Origin of the sequence: Ruania zhangjianzhongii, from assembly GCF_008000995.1 — a bacterium.
Classification (GTDB): domain Bacteria; phylum Actinomycetota; class Actinomycetes; order Actinomycetales; family Beutenbergiaceae; genus Ruania; species Ruania zhangjianzhongii.
In genome coordinates this window covers 1,595,550-1,615,990 of the sequence record NZ_CP042828.1, presented here as the reverse complement: position 1 = coordinate 1,615,990, position 20,441 = coordinate 1,595,550, and the positions used below count along the sequence as shown (strand labels likewise).

The following is a 20,441-nucleotide window of genomic DNA, read 5'->3' as shown; positions in this document are numbered from 1 at the left end:
TTCAGGTCCTCGGATTGTTGATGGAAAGGTTGCGGGTGAGCAGGTAGTACGCGATGGCGCCGGCTCCGATCAGCACCAGTGAGACGACACTGCTGACGAGCAGCGGATTGTTCACGGAGTCGCGGAAGAAGCCGCTGATGGACTCCTGGGCTGCCAGTGCGGGCAGTGCAGTGAGGATGAGCAGCCCGGTGCCGCGCCAGCCGCCGAACCGGTAGTAGCTGACTCCGACCAGCAGACCGGCCATCGCACCGGCGCCGGTCCGGGTGATGTAGGTGAGCAGGGTGAGTCCGAGCGGTTCCTGCCACGGCGTGAGCGGTGGCGTGGACGAGGTGTCGTCGGCGATATGCCCCTGGGTCCAGTCCAGCGACTCGTACAGCGCACCCTCGAGGTGCATACCCACTGTCATCAGGACGCCGTAGACGACCGCCACAGCGAGCACGGTGAGCAGGGCCGCCTGGATGAACGACCGCCGCGTCCTGCCCTGGGCGACGTGGGTGGTGATCGCGGCGGCCGAGGTGATGATCATGATGGAGAACGGGAACCAGAGGGCACCGTGGGTGACGAACTGGAAGATCGAAACCTGCATCGGTCCGAACTGCGCGGCCACGACGTAGGCGATCAGGGCGTTGACAAGAATCACCCCCCAGAACCACAAGCCGAGAACGGCCTGCATGCCGAGCATCCATCGCAGGGTGCGGCGCCACTGTCGCTGGTGCGGGTTGGGCCTGCCGGCCCAGCGGTACGCGCCGGCCACGGTCGCCGACAGTGCTGCTTCGGTGTCGGATTTCATCAGGAACTCCCGGTGAGGTGGACGAAGAGGTCTTGCAGGTTCACGCCGGAGACGTCCATTCCTGCCGCGCGCACTGCGGTCTCGGCCGCCCGGAGCCGCTCGGTGGTTCCGGTCAGCGTGATCTGGCTGGTGGGCCCGAGGGACCGGGTGGCGAGGATGGTGATCCCGTCCAGCCGAGCCAGGAGGGCGTCCAGGTCGCTGCTGCGGCCGGTGACCTGGAGTCCTTGGCTCCGCAGGCTCTCGGACTCCTCGGCTACGAGGACCCCGCCCCGGTCGAGGATCACCACGTGCTCCAGCAACCGCTCGATCTCCACGATCAGGTGGCTGGACAGAATGATCGTGCGCGGGCAGGCAAGGTAGTCCTCCAGCAACAGGTCGTAGAAGGCGTATCGGGAGGGTGCATCCATGCCGAGGTAGACCTCGTCGAGCATGGTGACCGGCGCCCGGGTAGCCAGGCCCAGCACGGCACCGAAGGCGGACCGTTGGCCGCGGGAGAGCTTCTGCACCACCCGCTTGGGGTGCAGCTGGAACATCTCCAGCGCCCGCCCCGCCAGATCGCCGTGCCAGCTGGGGCGGGAGTCGGCCGCATAACGAAGGTTGACGGCGAGGCTCTCGTCCGAGAGCACATCGCCGGACTCCCGGGTCAGAGAGATCTGCTCCATCAGGGTCTCGTTCTCGAACGGATCCTCGCCGCCGACGAGCACCTGGCCGGCAGTGGGCCGGCGCAGCGAGGCGATCAGCGAGAGCATCGTGGTCTTGCCGGACCCGTTGCGGCCGAGCAGGCCGGTGATCGTTCCGGCCGGGATGTTCACGTCCACGCCGTCCAGAGCGGTGGTCGAGCCGTAGTCGGCGCGCACGTTTCGCAGCTGGACATCCAGCGGTGCTGCACTCGGTGCGGTCATGACTCCTCCGTGGCGTTGATGTGGGCGAGGATCTCGGCGGTGCTGATCCCGAGGTCGCGGGCTTCGGCCAGGACCGGGTCGAGCCGGTCGGTGAAGAACTCCTTCCGACCACTGCCGCGCAGCCGGTCGTAGGCGCCCGATGCGACGAACATGCCGACACCGCGACGCTTGTAGAGCACGCCGTCGTCGACCAGCTCGGCGAATGCCTTGGCTGCAGTGGCCGGGTTGATCCGGAACGTCTGCGCGTACTGGGTGGTGGACATCACCTGCTCCTCCTCTCGGAGCCGTCCGGCGATCACGTCGGCCCTGATCTGGTCAGCGATCTGCACGTAGATCGGGTCACGCCCGTCGAACATGCTGACCTCCGTTCATTGGTTCATTACTCGACTAATGAACCATAGAACTGACGGCGGGTCAACCCTCTTTTCCGCGTGAATCGATCCATGCGTTACCTGGCACGCTGTGCCGTGCTCGGCGCGCACTACTGGGCGTTGGAAATATCGAATCCGCGCGGAGGCGGCCGTGCGGGGGTGATGCGGGAGTCCCCGGTGCCGAGGATCCGGTCAGCGCACCCGGACACCGGCGCACCAGCGCGAGACGACGGGCGGGAACCCGGTCAGCGCACCCGGACACCGGCGCGGATCACTGCATCCGGGTGGGCAAGCACCCCGATGTCGGTCCGCGGGTCGTCGGCGTAGACCACCGCGTCCGCGATCGCTCCCTCGGCTATCCCCGGAACCCCTAAGTAGTCCCGGGCCCGCCAGCTCGCCGCCGCCACCACGTCGGCCGCCGGCACACCGGCCTGGACCAGCTCGGCCGCCTCCGCGGCGATCAGACCGTGTGGGATGGTCCCGCCCGCATCGGTGCCGAGCAGCAGTGGTACACCGGCCTCGTGCAGGTCCCGCACGTGCTGGTAGCGCCGAGCATGCATCGTGCGCATCTGCTCCGCATAGCGCGGGTACTTGGCCCGCCCCTGGTCCGCGATCGCACCGAACCGGGCGATCTGCAGCAACGTGGGCACCACCGGGATCGCGGCCGCTGCAGCGCGCTCGATCTGCTCGGCCGTCATCCCGGTACCGTGCTCGATGCAGTCGACACCGGCGTCGAGCATCTGCGCCGAGGTTTCGGTCTCGAACGTGTGCACGGTGACCCGGGCGCCCCGCTCGTGCGCGGCGGCCACCCCAGCACGCAGCTGGTCCGTGGGCCAGAGCGGCTCCAGCACACTGTCCCCACCCCGGGCGCGGTCGATCCAGTCGCCGACGATCTTCACCCAACCGTCGCCACGGTCGGCCTCCTCGGCCATCGCGGTCGGCAGGTCGGTGACCTCGTCGAGCTCTCGGGCGTAGTAGCGCAGGTACCGCTTCGGCCGGGCAAGATGGTGACCGGCCCGGAGGATCCGGGGCGCATCGGTGCGTCCGTCCAGCCACCGGGTGTCCGCCGGCGAGCCGGCATCGCGCACCAGCAGGGTGCCGGCCTGCAGGTCGGCTCTCGCCTGGGCCAACGAGGTCTCCCGGTCGACCGGCCCCTGGTCGCCCAGGCCGATGTGGCAGTGCACGTCCACGAGCCCGGGCAGCACGTACCCGGACACAGTGACAGCCTCGACCCCCGGGTCGGTGAACGTCCACCGTCCGCGGTGCACCCAAGCCTCTGGGCGCTCGAGGGCCCCACCACCTGCGGCCACACCGGCGCGCTCCCCGGTATCGCCGACCAACAGGTGGCCGGTCAGACGCCAGGTGGTCGTGTCGGTCACGGCGTCAGCGGCGGCCGAGGAACTTCTCGAACCCGGCGGGCAGGTCCAGCGACGTCGGGTCCACATCACCGGGGTCCTGACTCACCCCGAAGGAGGAGCCACTCGGCGCTTGTGGGCCCCGCGCTGCGCGCTCGGCTGCCTCCCGCTCCTGCTGGGCACGCTTGGCTGGATTACCGGACTTGCCCTTCTTCGTCTTCTTCGGCGGTGCCATCCGGCCCTTGGACTTCTTCCCGGCCCCGGGCATCCCGCCCATCCCGGGCAACCCACCCATCCCCGGCATCTGGCCGCCGTTGCGCGCCATCGAGCGCATCATCGTCTTCGCGTGCTCGAACCGCTCGAGCAGCCCGTTGATCTCACTGACGGTAGTGCCCGAGCCGCGGGCGATCCGGGACCGACGAGAGCCGTTGATGAGCTTCGGGTTCGCCCGCTCCGCCGGGGTCATCGACTGCACCATCGCCTCGATGCGGGTGACGTCGGACTCGTCGAAGTTCTCCAGCTGCTCACGCATCTGCCCCATTCCGGGCATCATCTCGAGCATCTTCTTCATCGGGCCGAGCTTCTTCAGCTGCTGCATCTGCTGCAGGAAGTCGTGCAGGGTGAAGTCTCCGTCGCCGGCGATCTTGTTCGCGATCTCGGCGGCCTGGTCCTCGTCGAAGGCCTTCTCCGCCTGCTCGATCAGGGTGAGCACATCGCCCATGTCGAGGATCCGGGAGGCCATCCGGTCCGGGTGGAACCGCTCGAAATCACCGAGGCGCTCACCGGTGGAGGCGAACAGCACCGGAGCTCCGGTGACCGTGCGGATGGACAGCGCGGCACCACCGCGAGCGTCGCCGTCGAGCTTGGACAGCACCACTCCGGTGAACCCGACACCCTCGGAGAACGCCTGGGCGGTGGTGACCGCGTCCTGACCGATCATGGCGTCCACCACGAACAGGATCTCGTCCGGGCGCACTGCGTCCCGGATATCGACCGCCTGCTGCATCATCTCGGTGTCCACACCCAGGCGGCCGGCGGTGTCCACCACCACCACGTCGTGGTACTTCGCCCGCGCCTGGTCCACACCGGTGCGCGCGGTAGCGACCGGGTCACCTACCCCGTTACCCGGCTCCGGCGCCCAGACCGGCACACCGGCACGGTCACCGACCACCTGCAGCTGGGTGACCGCGTTCGGGCGCTGCAGGTCGGCAGCCACCAGCAGCGGAGTATGCCCCTGCTCCTTCAACCAGGCGCCGAGCTTCCCGGCGAGCGTGGTCTTACCGGCACCCTGGAGGCCGGCCAGCATGATCACCGTCGGCGGGTGCTTGGCGAAGGTGATCTCACGGGAGTCGCCGCCGAGGATCTCGATCAGCTGCTCGTGCACGATCTTGACGACCTGCTGCGCCGGGTTCAGCGCCTGGGACACCTCCGCCGAACCGGCCCGCTCCCGCACGGCGGCGGTGAACGCCCGCACAGCGGGCACGGCAACGTCGGCATCGAGCAGGGCGCGGCGGATCTGGGAGACAGTGGTCTCGATGTCGGTCTCCGACAGCCGACCCTTCCCGCGCAGGGACTTGAAGGTGGCGTTGAGCCGATCAGACAGGCTGGCGAACACGTGGGAATCCTCAGGCAGGCGGTCAGGTGCTGCGACCAGGATATCTGCACCAGCGGAGCGCGTTCACTGTGAGTCGCTCCACCAGGTTCGCTCGCCAGGATGTCCACGCCTTCGGCCCGGCCGCGAGAGCATCGGCTTCGGTGAGCGCCCGGAGCAACAGCATCAGGTCCGTGCGGTGGTCCAGGGCGGCAGCCACCTCCTCGGCGACCACCGGATCAGCGACGTCTCGACTGGTGGCGGTTTCGGCCAGAAGCAAGTGCTGCCGGATCAAGGTGAGCACGTCGCCCGCGTCCGCCGCCGCAACTCCGAAGCGGTCCAGCACCGCGGCGGCGATCGGCACACCGGCGCTGGGGTGGTGCTGCACTCCGGTCACCTTGCCGATGTCGTGCAGCAATGCCGCCCACAGCAGCCGGTCTCGGCCGGGGAGGCTCGCCGGAGCGTCGTGAGTGTTCGCCACTGTCTGCACCAGGTGCCGGTCCACTGTGTACCGGTGCACCGGATTGCGCTGTGGCCGGTTCCGCACCGCCGCCCACTCTGGGATCCACCGGGTCACCACCCCAGCGAGATCGAGGTCCTCCCACACCGGGATCTGTGCCGGGCCGGAGCGCATCAGGGTGAGCAGGTGCAGGCGGGCAGCGGCAGGCCAGGGGTGGACAGGTGCGGCAGCCTGGCTCAGCGAGCGGATCGTCACCGGGGAGAGTGGCAGGCCGGTGCGGGCCGCTGCGGCAGCGGCCCGCACGGTCAGCTCGGGGTCTCGGGCAGGATCGACGCCAGCGGCGAGGACGAGCTCGCCGTCGTGCTCGGCCAGCTGCTCGGCCACCACCGGCAGCCGAGGCGGCTGCCATCGACCGCGGACCACCACCGGCCGCAACCGGGGCGTGGGTCGCCGCAGTGCCTGGCGGGCGTGGCGGACCGTCACGTCCAGCGCTGCGGCGATCACCCGACCGCACTGGGCAAGCTCGGCGAGCAGATCGTCGGCGTCGCGGTGGCCGAGCCGGGTGGCCACCTCGTCGGCGTACACCCGCAGCAGCAGGTTGGTGCGGGTCCGCGCGGTGACCGCGAGCGCATCGCGGGCATCCAGCAGGCGCTGATAGGCACGGTCGAACCCGCCGTGCGGCCGGTCGGCCAGCCAGCTCGTACTCAGGGCGGAGCAGACGACGGCGTCCCGCAGCCCGCCCCTGCTCTCCTTCAGGTCCGCTTCGATCAGGTAGGCGAGCTCCCCGTGGGTGCTGGCACGCACCCGGGTGGAGGTGATCAGCTCGGGCATCCGCAGGCGGGCTGCGGCCCGCCAGTCGGCGAGCACCGCGGAGCGGGCCCGGCCGGTCAGCTCGTAGTCGCCGGCGACGTGCCGCAGGTCCAGCATGCCGGTGGCCGCCACCACATCCGCCGAGGCCACGTGCCGGCACTGCACCACGCTGCGGACCGAGTGGTCGAGGTCGACGCCGGCGTCCCAGATCGGGTACCAGAGTGCCTGCGCCAGGTTGGTGAGCAGGTCCGGCGCCACCGTGCCGTCGTGGACGAGCAGCAGGTCCAGGTCGCTCGTCGGCCCGGCGTCCCGGCGTCCGTGTGAACCGACCGCGGCCAGCGCCACCCCGGCCTCGATACCGACCCGTGCGGTCACCTCCTGCCAGAGATCGACCAGTGCGGCATCGACGAGGTCAGCCAGCTGCCGGCGGTAACCGGAACCCGCTCCGGTCAGGGCCAGCCGGGCCACGGTCAGGCTCCGCAGCTGCGGGGCCTGACCGTGGCCGGCCGGGACGGCCACTTTCAGAGCGCGTCCGGGCCGCTGGCCCCGGTGCGCACCCGGATCACCTCGTCCACGGACGTCACCCAGACCTTCCCGTCCCCGATCTTTCCGGTCCGTGCCACACGCACCACCAGTTCGGCCAGGGCCGAGGCTTCCTCGTCGGAGACCAGCACCTCGAGGCGCACCTTGGGCACGAGGTCGACGGTGTACTCCGCCCCTCGATAGACCTCGGTATGTCCCTTCTGCCGGCCGTAGCCGCTGACCTCGCTGACCGTCATCCCGCGCACACCTGCGGACTGCAGTGCGGCCTTGACCTGGTCCAGAGTGTGCGGCTGGATCACCGCGGTGATGAGCTTCATGAGTTGATCCCTTCGTAAGCGCCCTCAGCATGCTCGGCCAGGTCGATACCGCGGACCTCGTCCTCGGTGGCGACCCGCCAGCCCATCAGGGACTTCAGCGCCAGCCCGAGCACCAGGGTGACGACCCCGGAGAGAAGTATCGCGACCGCGGCGATGATCACCTGCACGACCAGCAGGTTCACCCCGCCGCCGAACAGCAGGCCACCGTCAGTGGCCAGGAACCCGATTCCGACAGTGCCGACCAAACCACCGACGAGGTGTACCCCGACCACGTCCAGGGAGTCGTCATAGCCGAGCTTGTGCTTCAGCCCGACGGCGAGGGCGCAAAGCCCGCCGGCGAGCACACCGAGCACGATGGAGGTGACCGGGGTGAGGGCACCGGCGGCGGGGGTGATGGCGACCAGTCCGGCGACCACGCCGGAGGCGGCGCCCAACGAGGTGGCCTTGCCGTACTTGAGCTTCTCGGTGACCAGCCAGCCCAGTACGGCCGCGGCCGCTGCCGTCGTGGTGTTCACCCAGGCCAGACCGGCGGTCTCGTCGGCGCCGTAGGCCGATCCTGCGTTGAAGCCGAACCAGCCGAACCACAGCAGGGCGGCACCGAGCATCACCAGGGGAAGGTTGTGCGGGCGCATCGGTTCCGCGCCGAAGCCCTTCCGTTTACCGACGATCAGCGCGAGCACCAGTCCGGCCACTCCGGCGTTGATGTGCACCACGGTGCCGCCGGCGAAATCCACCGGTTCGGCGATCGCGGCGAACGGACCGTCACCGGAGAGCAGGCCGCCGCTCCAGACCATGTGTGCCATCGGGAAGTAGGACAACGTCACCCAGAGGCCGGCGAAGACCATCCAGGTGGAGAACTTCACCCGGTCGGCGAGCGCACCGGCGATCAACGCCACGGTGATGATCGCGAACGTCGTCTGGAAGCCGACGTCCACGATCGTCGGTATCGCCGCACCGGTCTCGGTGTCCAGCACCGACACCTGATCGAAGCTGCCGCCGAGGCCGAACTGGTCCAGCGGATTGCCGAGGATTCCGCCGAGTGATTCCCCGTAGGACATCGACCAGCCCCAGAGCGGGTAGATGACGGCGATCAGTGCGAGGGCTCCGAAGCACATCATCATCATGTTCAGGACGGACTTGGAGCGGGTCATCCCGCCGTAGAACAACGCGAGTCCGGGGGTCATCAGCAGCACCAGGGACGCCGAGACCAGCATCCACGCCGTGATCCCGGTATCGATATAAGGTTCCATGCACTCTTCTCCGCACGTGCCGGCTCGGGCGGCCGGCCTAGGAAAGAGAGTGCGTGGTGCTCATTTCGCGCTGTGACCAGACGTGTTACGCCGGTGTGACGCTTTCCGCCCGGGTGTGAACGTCACGTTTCGGCGGGTGGGATTCCGCGGGTGTTTTCATCCCTCCAGCAGGGCGTCCACGAACGCCTCGGGATCGAACGGGGCGAGGTCGTCCGGCCCCTCCCCCAGTCCGACGAACTTCACCGGCACGCCCAGCTCGCGCTGCACGGAGACGACGATGCCTCCCTTGGCCGTTCCGTCCAGCTTGGTGAGCACGATGCCGGAGATGTCCACGGCCTCGGCGAACACCTGAGCCTGGCGCATCCCGTTCTGCCCGGTGGTGGCGTCCAGGACGAGGAGCACCTCGGCGACCGGTGCCTGACGGGAGACCACGCGGCGGATCTTGCCGAGCTGGTCCATCAGCCCGGCCTTGTTCTGCAGTCGCCCGGCGGTATCGACGATCACTACGTCCACCCCGGTCTCCCGGCCGGTCTTCACTGCGTCGAAGGCGACCGAGGCAGGATCCGCCCCCTCCTTCTCCGAGCGCACCACGCCCACACCCACGCGCTCTCCCCAGGTGGCGAGCTGGTCGGCTGCGGCGGCGCGGAAGGTGTCGGCGGCACCGAGCAGGACGTCCTGGTCCTCGGCAACCAGCAGCCGGGCGAGCTTGCCGACGGTGGTGGTCTTCCCGGTGCCGTTAACCCCGACCATCAGGATGGTGGCCGGGTGCGGCTCGCCGTCGTCGCCGACTACCGGGCTGACCGCCAGCCGCCGGTCCATCTCCGGATCCACGAGAGTGAGCAGCTCCTCGCGGACCATCGCCCGCACCTGCGCCGGGTCACTGGTGCCGAGCACCTTCACCCGGGTGCGCAGCGCGGCGATCAGCTCATCGGTCGGGCCTGCACCGACGTCGGCGAGCAGGAGGGTCTCTTCGATCTCCTCCCAGTCGGCCTCGGTCAGGTCGCCGCGGGAAAGCAGGTTCAGCAAGGTGGCGCCCAGGGTGCCGGAGCGAGCCAATCGCGCCCGCAGGCGCACCATCCGCCCGGCGGCGGACTCCGGGCGCTCCAGGGTGGGGGCACTGGCTGCGGCTGGTTCCTCGGCCGCCGGTGCAGGCGCTGCCTGGTCCGGCGGCGCGCTCGCGCCGGCGCCGGTGTCCTCCTCGGCCTCCGGCGACGCCAGCGTCGGGGCGTCCGCGCGGGTGTCGGTGGGGCCGCGTCGCTTCCGGGTGGTGACCAGAGCGGAGATCCCGCCGATCAGGACGACGGCGGCAATGACCAGGTAGAGCCAGATGTCCTCAAGCACGTGCAACAGTGTGACCTACTGCGCCGGTGAGAGGCTAATCCCGCCTCAGCGCGAGCTGCGCCGCCGGCCGACCATCTCGATCAGGTCCGGGGCCTGGTGGTAAGCGGGACCGTCCTCGCCCATGTCCAGCAGGTCGCTCACTCGCGCAGGCTGCTGGTCGACGGCGGCGGTCGCCGTGGTCTCGGCGTCCTCGGCGTGCTCGGCCACCTCGGCGTGCTCCTGCCGGACGGAGCGGAAGGACTCCCGCACCCACGGCACGAGGCCTTCGGCGGGCACGTGTCGGCGGACCAGAGCGAGCAGCAGCGTGCACGCTGCCACCATCGCGGCAATCACGGCAACGAAAGGTCCACTCACAGTCCCCAGTATCGCCCGGCGTGCTGCAAACCCGGCGCGACACGCCGAGGGGAGACACGCCGTCGACCATGATCCGGAGCACACCTGCCCGCGGGGCGGACCGGACCTGCCCGCGGGGGCCGGACCGGACCTGCCCGCGGGGGCCGGACCGGACCTGCCCGCGGGGCGGGCCGGACCTGCCCGCGGGGGCCGGACCGGACCTGCTCAGCCCGCGTCCTCCTGGAGCCGCTGGGAGATCACCGTGGTGACGCCGTCGCCACGCATGGTCACCCCGTAGAGCGCATCGGCAACCTCCATCGTGCGCTTCTGGTGCGTAACCACGATCAGCTGCGAGTCCGAGCGCAGCTCGCGGAAGATCTCCAGCAGCCGGCCCAGGTTGGTGTCGTCGAGGGCCGCCTCGACCTCGTCCATCACGTAGAACGGGCTTGGCCGGGCCTTGAAGATCGAGACCAGCAGGGCCACAGCGGTCAGCGACCGTTCCCCGCCGGAGAGCAAGGAGAGCCGCTTGACCTTCTTCCCCGGCGGCCGGGCCTCCACCTCGATCCCGGTGGTGAGCATGTCGTCCGGATCGGTGAGCACGAGCCGGCCCTCACCACCGGGAAAGAGCCGGGCGAAGACCTGCTCGAACTGGGCGGCGGTGTCGGTGTAGGCCTCGGTGAAGACCTCCTGCACGCGTTCGTCGATCTGAGCAACGATGTCCAGCAGGTCGGCCCGGGACTTCTTCAGGTCGTTCAGCTGCTCGCTGAGGAACTGGTGCCGCTCCTCGAGCGCGGCGTGCTCCTCCAGGGCGAGCGGGTTCACCTTGCCGAGCAGCTTCAGCGCCCGCTCGGCCGCGCGCAGCCGCTTCTCCTGCTCCTCGCGCACGTACGGGCGTGGCGGGCCGGGCTCCTCCTCCGAGCCCGGCGAGGGCACCTGGGGCACCAGCTGGTCCGGTCCGTACTCCTGCGCGAGGACGTCCGGTTCCAGGCCGAGCTCTTCGATCGCCCGCTGCTCGAGCTGCTCCACGCGGAGCTTCTGCTGCGCCCGGGCGACCTCGTCACGGTGCACCACATCGGTGAGCTTGGCGTGCCGGGCGGACAGTTCGTCCAGCGCGGTACGCAGGCTGGTGAGCTCCTCCTCCCGGGTGGCTCGCTCGTCCTCGGCCGCCTGTCGGCGCCGTTCTGCCTGTGCCAGCGAGTCCTCGATCGCGGTCAGGGCACGAGCGGCACCGTCCCGTACCGCTGCGGCCACCTGGGACTGCTCGGTGCGGCGTCTGGCCCGCTCCGCGGCGACCTCGCGGGCGCGGCGCTCGGCCTGGGCGGCCCGTTCCAGGGATTCCGCCCGCCCGGTGATCGCCTTGACCCGCTCCTCCACCGTACGCAGCACCAGGCGTGCGTCGGTCTCCTTGGCCCGGGCGGCCGTCGCGGCCTCGGCGCGCGCGTCCCGGTCCGCGGTGGCCTGGTCCAGGTCCACCCCCTCGTCCTCGGGCTGATCCTGCGCGTTCTCCAGCCGCTGGGTGAGCTCGGCGAGTTCCTCGGCCCGGGTGGCGCGGGTCTTCTCGGTCTCCTCGATCGCCGGCCGGATCCGGTCCGCCTCGGCGCGCGCCCCGCGCATCGCCGACCCGTGCTGGCCGAGCTTGTCCGCCACTGCGGCCAGGTTGGCGTCCGAGGAGTGCAGCGCCTCGAGCGTGGAGTCCACCTCGGCCTGCGCGCTCTGCACGGCTTCCCGAGCCGGGCCGAGCGCGAATCGGGTGCGCTCGATCCGCGCGAGCGCGTCCGCGAGCTGGGTCTCGGCCTCGTCCCTGGCGGCATGCAGCTCGAGCACGCTGGGCCCACCGGCGACCCCGCCGCGGGCTTGGGCCGTGCCGAGCACATCGCCATCGGTGGTCACTGCGACCAGCTCCGGCGAGGCGGCGCACAGCTGCCGGGCAGCGTGCAGGTCCTCCACCACCACGACATCGGCGAGCAGGCCGGTGATAGTGCCGGTGAGGGCCTCAGCGGGTTCGACCAGGTCGGTGGCCCAACGGCCCTGGTCCGGGCTCGGCCGGGCTCCGGGGGCGGCAGCATCGGCGGTGGCGTCGGTGGCGATCAGCACCCGCGCCTGACCGGCCTCGGCCTCCCGCACGTGCCGGAGCGCGTCCACGGCCACGTCCACCGACTCTGCGGCGGCGGCATCGGCGAGGTGTCCTAGCGCCGCAGCAATCGCGTTCTCGTACCCGGTCTCCACGGTGAGCAGGTCGGCGACCGAGCCGAGCACCCCGGGCAGCTCGGCGGAGAGCAGTGCACCGGTACCGTCCTTGCGGGCGAGGGACATCTGTAGCGCGTCCAGGCGTGCTGTCCAGGTGGCTTTGTCCCCCTCGGCCTCACGTTCGGTCTCGGTGAGCTCGGTGACGGCGGCCGTGGCCTCTTCCAGGGTGGCCAGGGCCTGTTCGTGTGCTTCGTCCAGCCCCTCTTCACCCTCCTGGGCGCCGACGGCCTGCTGCTCCAGGGCGACGAACTCCCGTTCGGCGGCCTCCGCGCGCTGGAGTGCCTCGTCGAGGTCTCGGCGGAGCCGGTCCAGCTCGGCCTCGCTGGCCTCCGCCTTGGAGCGCATCGCGGCCACCTGGCCGGTGAGTCGCGCCAGCCCCTCCCGCCGGTCGGCCACTCCCCGGTGGACTGCTGCCAGCGCCCGTTCGGCCTCAGCGCTGCGCTGTTCGGAGTAGGTGCGTTCGGTGACCATCGCCTCCAGGTCGCCCCGGGCCTTCTCCGCCTCCATGGTCAGCTCGGCCTCGGCCTCCCGTGCGCGAGCGGCCTGGGCGTCCAGATCGGCGGGATCGCGGCGGGGGTTCTCCTCGGTCTGCGGGGTGCCGAGCAGCCGGCACCGCTCTCCGGCCAGCGTGTGCGTACCGCGCAGACGCTCGCGCAGCGAGGAGAGCCGGTACCACATCTCACTCGCCTCACGCAGTGCGGGGGCGGCGGTCGCGGCATCGGTCTCCACCCGGGTGAGGCGTTGGCGGGCCTCGTGCTGCTCGGCTTCCACCCGGGAACGTTCTTCGCGCAGCGCAGTCTCGTCGGCGATCTCCTGGGCGAGGGAGGAGGTGAGCTGGACCAAGTCGTCGGCGAGCAGCCGGGCCCGGGCGTCCCGCAGGTCGATCTGCACCACCTGGGCGCGGCGGGCGACGTCGGCCTGCTTGGCCAGCGGCCCGAGCTGGCGCCGGATCTCAGCCGACAGGTCGGTCAGCCGGGCCAGGTTTGCCGCGGTGGCCTCGAGCTTGCGCAGCGCCTTGTCCTTGCGCTTGCGGTGCTTGAGGATGCCGGCGGCCTCCTCGATGAATCCCCGCCGGTCCTCGGGGGTGGCAGAGAGCACCGAGTCCAACCGGCCCTGGCCGACGATCACGTGCATCTCCCGGCCGAGCCCAGAATCGGAGAGCAGGTCCTGGATGTCCAGCAGCCGGCAGGAGGTGCCGTTGATGGCGTACTCCGAGCCGCCGTTGCGGAACAGCGTGCGGGAGATGGTGACCTCGGAGTATTCGATCGGCAGCGCACCGTCGGCGTTGTCGATGGTCAGGGACACTTCGGCGCGGCCCAGCGGCGGCCGGGAGGAGGTACCGGCGAAGATCACATCGGCCATCGCACCGCCGCGCAGCGACTTGGCTCCCTGCTCCCCCATCACCCAGGAGAGCGCGTCCACCACGTTGGACTTACCGGATCCGTTCGGACCCACCACACAGGTGATCCCGGGCTCCAGGCTGAGCGTGGTCGCGGACGCGAACGACTTGAAGCCGCGCAGCGTCAGCGTTTTCAGGTGCACGGTGCCCAGGCTAGCGGCTCAACGGCGCCAGTTCGTGGATCCCGGCAGGCACGGGCGGCCGCACGCACTGGCCGGGCCGGAATCGTTGACTCCAAGCGCTCGCCTGGTCAGGGTGGTGCCATGACCCCTGCGCTGCTGGACCGGCGGCTCACTGTTGAGGACCAGATCCGCGCGCGTTACCTGCGGGTGCCCTTCGAGGTGCCGGCCGGCGGGAGCAGTGTGGCGGTGCGGTTGAGGGTCACCGACCCGACGGCGGTGATCGACCTCGGCTGCGAGGCTCCGTCGCACTGGTGTGGCTGGGCGGGTGGGGCTCGGCAGCACTTCGTGGTACGCGCCGAGGAGGCCACCCCGGGCTTCCTGCCGGGCGTGGAGCCGGGAACCTGGCACGTGGTGCTCGGTCTGCATCATCTGCCCGCCGGTGGGGTGCAGGTACGGGTCGAGGCGGAGATGGACAGTTCCGCCCCGGTGGAGCCCGAGCGGCTCGCACCGGTGACGCAGCGGATCCGCGGTAGTAGCCGGTCCGTGCCCGCCGGAGCGGGCCTGACTTGGTTTGCCGGGGACTTCCACGCACATACGGTGCACTCCGACGGTCGGGAAAGCATCGACCAGATCGCGGCCCGGGCGGTGAGTTCGGGCCTGGACTTCCTGGCCGTCACCGACCACAACACGATCAGCCACCACCGCCTGCTCGGGGCGTCGGCGGCCCGGCATGAGGTCACGCTCCTGCCGGGGCAGGAGCTCACCACCGCCTCGGGACACGCCGGGGCCTACGGCGATATCGGGTGGGTGGACTTCCGTCAGCCGGGGCAGCACTGGTTGGACGAGGTCGACCGGCGCGGTGGGCTGCTCTCGGTGAACCATCCGGTCGAGGGCGACTGTGCGTGGCAGCACCGGTTGGACCGCGCCCCGCACGCCGTGGAGCTCTGGCACATCTCCTGGTTCCGCGACCTCACCGCGACTGCGCCGTGGGCGATCTGGCAGCTGCTCGAGCACCTGCCCGGCAGCTCGCACACCGCGTTGATCGGCGGATCGGACTTTCATGCGGCGGGTGCGGGCTGGACGCTGGGCACGCCGACCACGTGGGTGGCCGCTGCGGACCGCACTCCGGAGGCGATCCTGGCCGGGGTGGCGGCCGGGCGCACAGCGATCAGCCTCGGGGTCCGTCCCGATGCCACTCCGGATCCGCTCACCTCACCTCTGTTGCTGCGCCGCGACGGCGATCTGCTCGCCCTGGCAGGTTCCGGCGCCGTGCTTGTCGATGCGGCCGGCCGCCGACGGCGAATCTTGGCTGAGGAGGTGCGGATCAGCGGCGACTGGGGTCAGGGCCCGTACCACCTGGAGGACCCGGTGCGTCGGGTGCTGGCGATCTGCCGCTGAGCTGGCAGGGCAGCTGCTGCGGCCCGACCGGCTCAGTGCAGGACGCCGTGCCGCTCAGCCTCACGGTGTCGACCGGTCAGCGTGCCGAGTCCTCACCGCGCCGAGCCCTCAGTGGTCGTCATCGTCGTCGTGCAGCACCACGACTGCCTGATCGGCGACGTCCGCCTCATCGGCCTCACCGTCCCGATCGGGTCGCGCGGTGTGCGGGCGGTAGTCCTCGCCTGCCTCTGCCGGGTCGGTGTCCTCAGCCTCCTGCACCAGGTTGACCGGGTCGTCGTCGCGTTCGTCGTCGAGACCGGCGTCCTGCCAGGAGTCCGGACCGGGCCGTGTGCTCATCGTTCCTCCTGTCATCGGGGCCTCCATCCTCATCCCCAGGCCGTGCCTGCGCCACCCGGTCGCCCGCACCCCGATCCCGATCCGCACCCCGATCCAGATGGGAGACAAGCGTCCCGATGGGAGGCAAGCGTCCAGATGGGAGGCAAGCGTCCCGATGGGAGGCAAGCGTCCCGATGGGAGGCAAGCTGCGGGATCGGAGCCAAGGCAGAACGTCACTCCGGTACTGGAAGCTACCTCGGTGGAGGATGCGCCCTCATCCGGTACGGACCAGGTGGCGCTCAGACCGGCGAGCCGGCCTCCAACCGATAGGCATCCGCCGGGTAGACGCCGAGCACGTGCACCTCGGTGGTGAAGAACTCCAGCTCCTCCAGCGCGCGCCCCACTGGCAGGTCGTCCGGGTGCCCGTCCACCTCGGCGAGGAACATCGTGGCGACGAACTCGCCGTCCACCATGTAGCTCTCCAGCTTGGTCATGTTCACCCCGTTGGTGGCAAAGCCGCCGAGTGCCTTGTACAGCGCGGCCGGCAGGTTGCGCACCTTGAACACGAACGTGGTCACCACCGGCCCGGCACCGGAAGGGGTACGCCGCTCCTCGGGCGAGAGCACCACGAACCGGGTGGTGTTGTGGTCAGCATCCTCCACGTCCGAGGCGAAGATCTCCAGGTCGTAGATCTGCGCCGCCAACTGCGGCGCGATCGCCGCCTGGGTCGGGTCGGCGAGCTCGGCGACCTCCCGGGCGGCGCCGGCGGTGTCCCCGGCGACCATCGGGGTCAGGTGCCGCTCACGGATCACCTGGCGGCACTGCCCGAGCGCATGCACGTGCGAGCGCACTGTGGTGATCTTCTCGGGGTCCGCACCTCGCACGCCCATCAGGGTGAAAGCGATCCGGAGGAAGTGCTCGGCCACGATGTGCAGGCCGGAGGTGGGGAGGAAATGGTGGATATCGGCGACCCGTCCGGCGAGTGAGTTGTCGATCGGGAGCAGCGCCAACTCGGCCTGACCGCTGGCGACGGCAGCAAAGACGTCCTCGAACGAGGCGCACGGCAGCGGCTCCCAGTCCGGATAGTGCTGGCGGCACACGATGTCCGAGTTCGCGCCGGGTTCTCCCTGGTAGGCGATGCGTCGAGTCACCCCGGCATCTTCCCACGCCCGGCGGGAGTCCCGAACGCTCAGCGGCGGACCGCCTCCCCAGCCACCGCACCGCCGGTCAGCCGGGCCACAATCTGCTGGGCGACGACCAGGTCCGCCCGGCCCTGCGCCGTCTGCGAGTGTGGTGCGGCTCCGGTGCGGACGAAGGCGGAGAAGGCGAGCAGCTCGTTCTCGAACGCCTCCTGCTGGGGCCACCGGTACTCGGCGCGCACCTCGCCGTCGTCGGCAGCGGTGACCACGGTCAGCACGGTCGCGGCGTTCAGCAGGTACGGCACACCGAAAGTCAGGCTCGCGCTACCGGTGTCGTGGTGGAAGGTCACCGTCTCCCGGTAGTCGGGGTAGTCCGGCAGGTAGTGCCAGCCCAGCTGCCATCGAGCGCCTCCGGTGAGGGTGCCGCCGGCCTCGACCGAGCCTGGATGCCCACCCTCGGCAGCCCACTGGTGAGCGGTCTGCACCTCGGCGACGGCGTAGCCCAGGTGCCGGAGCAGGGAGAGGTCGTGCACGATCGAGCCGAGCACCACGTTCGCGTACAGGTCCCGCCACTGCTGCGCCGTTCCGGTGCCGACGGCTGTGTCCAGCGCTGCCTGGGTAGGGCCGGTCGCGGCTGCCAGCCGGTCGGCGCCAACATCTGTCGGTGGGGGCAGCAGGTTCGCGAACCGCAGCTGACGTTCGGCGCTGGGGTGCAGGATCTCCACGGTGACCGCCCGCACCCGGGTGCCGTCCAGTACCCGGGCGAGCTCCGCCGTCGCCGGATCGTATTCCTTCATGTAGCCGAGCTGGACCCTTGCGCCGGCTGCCTCCAGCCGGTCGATCTCGGCCTCGGCGAGCGCAAGCGGCTTCTCGCAGAACACCGGCAGCCCCGCCTCAGCGACCGCCAGCGAGTCTGCCCCGTGCGTCCCGGAGGTGGCCACCAGGACGGCATCCAACGGACAGGTGCCGTCCCCGTGTGCGGCGAGCAGCTCCGCCGTGGAGGTGAACATCCCTTCGATCCCGTAGCGATCGGCAACCTGTGCGGCCCGGTCGGCGGACAGGTCTGCCACAGCCACCACCTGGAACTCAGCCCAGCGGCGCAGCAACAGCGGCAGGTGCACGCTCTGCACCACAGCGCCGAGCCCCAGCACGCCGATCCGCAGCCTCACGGAAACCACCGGCGCAGCACCTCGCGGTTGTGCACCTGTTCGCGCTGCGGACGGTGAGGGTCGTCACCGACCTGCGGGATGACATCCTGCTCCACGACGAGCCAGCCGGTGTAGCCACTGCTGAGGATCTGCGTCATCACCGCCTCCAGGTCCAGGTCGCCCTCGCCGAGCGGAACAAAGGCCCGGTCGGTCCACACCTTGCGCATCCCCGCCCTGGCGGCGACCACCTCGTCGAGCACCGACCGGCGCACGTCCTTCAGGTGCAGATGGTCGATCCGGCTCGCCCAGCGGTGCAGCCCGGTGAGTGGGTCACCGCCGCCGAGAAGTAGATGGCCGGTGTCCAGGGTCAGACCCACATCGCTGCGGGCGAGCAGTTCGTCGATCTCGGCCGGCGTCTCCACGTGGGTGCAGGCATGGTGGTGGAAGGTCGGCTCGAGACCGGCCTCGCGCGCCAGCTCTAGGGCGGTGCTCACGTTGGCTGCCAACGTGTCCCAGCCGCGTTCGCCCAGGCTCAGCCCTGGCCCTCCGCCGGGATGGGCGCGGCGCTGCTCGGAACCGGAGTCGGCGAGGGTGGGCCGCGCGGGCCGTGCGGGGTCGTTGCCCTCGGCGAAGAAGGCGAGAGCGTCTCGGTAGCCGGGCAGAGCCGCGGTGAACGCCTCGGCATCGGAGAACGGAAGGTCCACCCAGCCACCGGCGAGGGACAGGCCATGCCGAGCGAGCCGGTCTCGCAGCTTCTGACCGCGGCCAAGCATGCCGATCGGCCCGGAGTCGATCCCGGTGTACCCGGCCGCGGCGATCACCCTGGCCAGCTCCTCCGGGCCGGGGAGGTCCACTCCCTCAGACGCGGACAGCTCGAACACGCCGTAGGAGACCGGCGCATTGGCCAGGGTGATGCCGGCGGTCATGCCTGCTGCCCGGCGGGGAAGGCCATCGAGGCGCCACTGGGGCCCCGCTGCGCAGCGGACGGCTCCGGCCAGCGGGCGGTGACTGCCTTCGCCCGGGTGTAGAACGCCACACCCTCTCGGCCGTAGACGTGCGTGTCGCCGAACAGGGAATCCTTGCGGCCGCCGAAGGAGAAGGATCCGACCGGCACCGGGATCGGCACGTTGATCCCCACCATCCCGGACTGCACGTGACGTTGGAAGTGCCGGGCCGCTCCGCCGTCGCCGGTGAAGATGGCAGCACCGTTGCCGTACGGATTGGCATTGACGATGGCCAGTGCCTCGTCCAGGTCCCGTGCCCGCAGCACCACGAGCACCGGGCCGAAGATCTCCTCGGTGTAGGCGACCGAGTCCTGGGTGACCTCGTCGAGCAGGATCGGGCCGACGAAATGGCCGTTCTCGTGGCCGGTCACGACCAGGTCGCGGCCGTCGAGGAGGATGCGGGCGCCACCGGTCTCGGCCTCGGTGACGATCGAGCGGACGCGTTCGCGGGCCTGCGCGGTGATCACCGGGCCCATCTCGGCTTGGTCGTTGGTATATGGACCGACGACGACGGCGCTGGCCTGGGTCTGCAGCTCGGTCAGCAGAGGCTGCACCTGCTCAACAGTGCCCACCGCCACGACGGCGGAGATCGCCATGCACCGTTGGCCGGCAGATCCGTAGCCGGCCGCCACCAGGTGGGCTGCGGTGGCGTTCGCGTTCGCGTCCGGCAGCACCACGGCATGGTTCTTCGCCCCGCCCAGGGCCTGCACCCGCTTACCGTGAGCGGAGGCACGTTCGTAGACGTGCCGGGCGATCGGGGTGGAGCCGACGAAGGAGACCGCGGCGATTCCCGGGTCGGCGAGGATCGCGTCCACCAGGCCGGGACCACCGTGCAGCACGTTGAACACACCGTCCGGAAGGCCGGCCTGCTGCCACAAGTCGGCGAGCACGAGAGCGGCGGAGGGGTCCCGTTCAGAAGGTTTGAGGATGAAGGAGTTACCGCAGGCGATCGCGATCGGCGCCATCCACAGCGGCACCATCGCCGGGAAGTTGAACGGGGTGATGCCGGAAACAACCCCGAGCGGTTCACGATAGGAGTAGACGTCGACGCCGGTGCTCACCTGGTCGGCGTAACCGCCCTGCAGGTGCTGTGGCAGTCCGCAGGCAAACTCGATGTTCTCCAGCCCGCGGGCGACCTCGCCGGCGGCGTCGGCGAGGGTCTTGCCGTGCTCGGCGGAGATGGCGGCAGCGATCCGGTCGCTATGTGCGGCGACCAGCTCCCGGAAGGCGAACAGCACGCTCGCGCGTCGGCTCAGGGACTGCTGGGACCAGTCTTCGAAGGCGGTGGTGGCGGCCGCGATGGTCTCCGCGAGCTCATCCGCACCGGCAGCATCGATGGTGCCGCTGACCTGGCCGGTGGCCGGGTTCTGCACCTCGATTCGCCCACCGCTACCGTCTCGCAGCCGACCGTTGATGAAGTGCTGGATGCTGGGCGCGGACATGGTCCTCCTGACGATGGGTCCGCCCACCACCTGCGCTACGTCACTGAGCGCGCGGGCGTGCGGTCGGGTCGCCGTCATCGTCCCACCGCCCAAGTATCGAGCGCAACCTTTGTTAGGACAAACCCGGCAGAGAGTGGCCGTATGTCAGGCACATGCGGAGCGGA

General features: G+C 70.3%; 17 protein-coding genes. 1 reads left to right on the top strand and 16 read right to left on the bottom strand.

Annotated features, from left to right (window positions below; genetic code table 11):
- Nucleotide 1: 1 nt before the first annotated feature.
- From FU260_RS07490 to smc, 11 genes are all read right to left on the bottom strand, one after another.
- On the bottom strand, nucleotides 2-790 hold the full coding sequence (locus FU260_RS07490) for a hypothetical protein (RefSeq protein WP_147916495.1): 789 nt from the start codon (nucleotides 788-790) through the stop codon (nucleotides 2-4).
- Nucleotides 790-1,692: an ATP-binding cassette domain-containing protein gene (locus tag FU260_RS07485; RefSeq protein ID WP_147916494.1), complete on the bottom strand. Its 903-nt coding sequence runs from the start codon at nucleotides 1,690-1,692 to the stop codon at nucleotides 790-792. Before FU260_RS07485 ends, FU260_RS07490 begins: the two co-directional genes overlap by 1 nt.
- Nucleotides 1,689-2,048 (bottom strand): GntR family transcriptional regulator, encoded by a 360-nt coding sequence (locus tag FU260_RS07480; RefSeq protein ID WP_147916493.1) that lies wholly within the window; start codon nucleotides 2,046-2,048, stop codon nucleotides 1,689-1,691. The genes FU260_RS07485 and FU260_RS07480 overlap by 4 nt, the downstream gene beginning before the upstream one ends.
- A 260-nt stretch (nucleotides 2,049-2,308) precedes the next feature.
- Nucleotides 2,309-3,442 carry an amidohydrolase family protein gene (locus tag FU260_RS07475; RefSeq protein ID WP_235912233.1) on the bottom strand — a complete coding sequence of 378 codons (1,134 nt, stop codon included), beginning with the start codon at nucleotides 3,440-3,442 and terminating at the stop codon, nucleotides 2,309-2,311.
- Nucleotides 3,443-3,446: 4 nt separating this feature from the next.
- On the bottom strand, nucleotides 3,447-5,033 hold the full coding sequence (gene ffh, locus FU260_RS07470) for a signal recognition particle protein (RefSeq protein WP_147916491.1): 1,587 nt from the start codon (nucleotides 5,031-5,033) through the stop codon (nucleotides 3,447-3,449).
- Between the two features lie 22 nt (nucleotides 5,034-5,055).
- Nucleotides 5,056-6,798, bottom strand: coding sequence for an HD domain-containing protein (locus FU260_RS07465; RefSeq protein ID WP_235912232.1), 1,743 nt, complete (start codon nucleotides 6,796-6,798; stop codon nucleotides 5,056-5,058).
- A gap of 2 nt (nucleotides 6,799-6,800) precedes the next feature.
- Complete coding sequence (locus FU260_RS07460) at nucleotides 6,801-7,139, bottom strand: P-II family nitrogen regulator (RefSeq protein WP_147919365.1); 339 nt, start codon at nucleotides 7,137-7,139, stop codon at nucleotides 6,801-6,803.
- Nucleotides 7,136-8,389, bottom strand: a complete 1,254-nt coding sequence (locus FU260_RS07455; protein WP_147916490.1) for an ammonium transporter — start codon at nucleotides 8,387-8,389, stop codon at nucleotides 7,136-7,138. The genes FU260_RS07460 and FU260_RS07455 overlap by 4 nt, the downstream gene beginning before the upstream one ends.
- Nucleotides 8,390-8,545: 156 nt before the next feature.
- Complete coding sequence (gene ftsY, locus FU260_RS07450) at nucleotides 8,546-9,730, bottom strand: signal recognition particle-docking protein FtsY (RefSeq protein WP_147916489.1); 1,185 nt, start codon at nucleotides 9,728-9,730, stop codon at nucleotides 8,546-8,548.
- Between the two features lie 45 nt (nucleotides 9,731-9,775).
- Nucleotides 9,776-10,084, bottom strand: coding sequence for a hypothetical protein (locus FU260_RS07445; protein ID WP_147916488.1), 309 nt, complete (start codon nucleotides 10,082-10,084; stop codon nucleotides 9,776-9,778).
- A 204-nt stretch (nucleotides 10,085-10,288) separates the two neighbouring features.
- Nucleotides 10,289-13,852: a chromosome segregation protein SMC gene (smc, locus tag FU260_RS07435; RefSeq protein ID WP_147916487.1), complete on the bottom strand. Its 3,564-nt coding sequence runs from the start codon at nucleotides 13,850-13,852 to the stop codon at nucleotides 10,289-10,291.
- Between the two features lie 120 nt (nucleotides 13,853-13,972).
- Between smc and FU260_RS07430 the strand changes: the two genes are divergently transcribed.
- On the top strand, nucleotides 13,973-15,229 hold the full coding sequence (locus tag FU260_RS07430; protein WP_147916486.1) for a CehA/McbA family metallohydrolase: 1,257 nt from the start codon (nucleotides 13,973-13,975) through the stop codon (nucleotides 15,227-15,229).
- Between the two features lie 108 nt (nucleotides 15,230-15,337).
- Here FU260_RS07430 and FU260_RS07425 read toward each other — a convergent pair whose 3' ends face one another.
- From FU260_RS07425 to FU260_RS07405, 5 genes are all read right to left on the bottom strand, one after another.
- Entirely contained in the window at nucleotides 15,338-15,565 is a 228-nt protein-coding gene (locus FU260_RS07425) for a hypothetical protein (RefSeq protein WP_147916485.1), read from the bottom strand.
- Between the two features lie 278 nt (nucleotides 15,566-15,843).
- Nucleotides 15,844-16,695: a prephenate dehydratase gene (locus tag FU260_RS07420; RefSeq protein WP_147916484.1), complete on the bottom strand. Its 852-nt coding sequence runs from the start codon at nucleotides 16,693-16,695 to the stop codon at nucleotides 15,844-15,846.
- 38 nt (nucleotides 16,696-16,733) lie between these two features.
- Complete coding sequence (locus FU260_RS07415; protein ID WP_147916483.1) at nucleotides 16,734-17,861, bottom strand: Gfo/Idh/MocA family protein; 1,128 nt, start codon at nucleotides 17,859-17,861, stop codon at nucleotides 16,734-16,736.
- Nucleotides 17,849-18,757, bottom strand: a complete 909-nt coding sequence (locus FU260_RS07410) for a sugar phosphate isomerase/epimerase family protein (protein ID WP_147916482.1) — start codon at nucleotides 18,755-18,757, stop codon at nucleotides 17,849-17,851. The genes FU260_RS07415 and FU260_RS07410 overlap by 13 nt, the downstream gene beginning before the upstream one ends.
- A complete protein-coding gene (locus FU260_RS07405) occupies nucleotides 18,754-20,277 on the bottom strand; it encodes a CoA-acylating methylmalonate-semialdehyde dehydrogenase (protein WP_147916481.1) in 1,524 nt (507 codons plus the stop codon). Before FU260_RS07405 ends, FU260_RS07410 begins: the two co-directional genes overlap by 4 nt.
- Nucleotides 20,278-20,441 lie beyond the last annotated feature (164 nt).

Coding starts and splice junctions, on each gene's coding strand:
- FU260_RS07410 (WP_147916482.1), bottom strand. CDS start 18,757: ATGACCGCCGGCATCACCCTGGCCAATGCGCCGGTCTCCTACGGCGTG.
- FU260_RS07480 (WP_147916493.1), bottom strand. CDS start 2,048: ATGTTCGACGGGCGTGACCCGATCTACGTGCAGATCGCTGACCAGATC.
- FU260_RS07485 (WP_147916494.1), bottom strand. CDS start 1,692: ATGACCGCACCGAGTGCAGCACCGCTGGATGTCCAGCTGCGAAACGTG.
- FU260_RS07430 (WP_147916486.1), top strand. CDS start 13,973: ATGACCCCTGCGCTGCTGGACCGGCGGCTCACTGTTGAGGACCAGATC.
- FU260_RS07490 (WP_147916495.1), bottom strand. CDS start 790: ATGAAATCCGACACCGAAGCAGCACTGTCGGCGACCGTGGCCGGCGCG.
- FU260_RS07460 (WP_147919365.1), bottom strand. CDS start 7,139: ATGAAGCTCATCACCGCGGTGATCCAGCCGCACACTCTGGACCAGGTC.
- FU260_RS07405 (WP_147916481.1), bottom strand. CDS start 20,277: ATGTCCGCGCCCAGCATCCAGCACTTCATCAACGGTCGGCTGCGAGAC.
- FU260_RS07455 (WP_147916490.1), bottom strand. CDS start 8,389: ATGGAACCTTATATCGATACCGGGATCACGGCGTGGATGCTGGTCTCG.
- FU260_RS07425 (WP_147916485.1), bottom strand. CDS start 15,565: ATGAGCACACGGCCCGGTCCGGACTCCTGGCAGGACGCCGGTCTCGAC.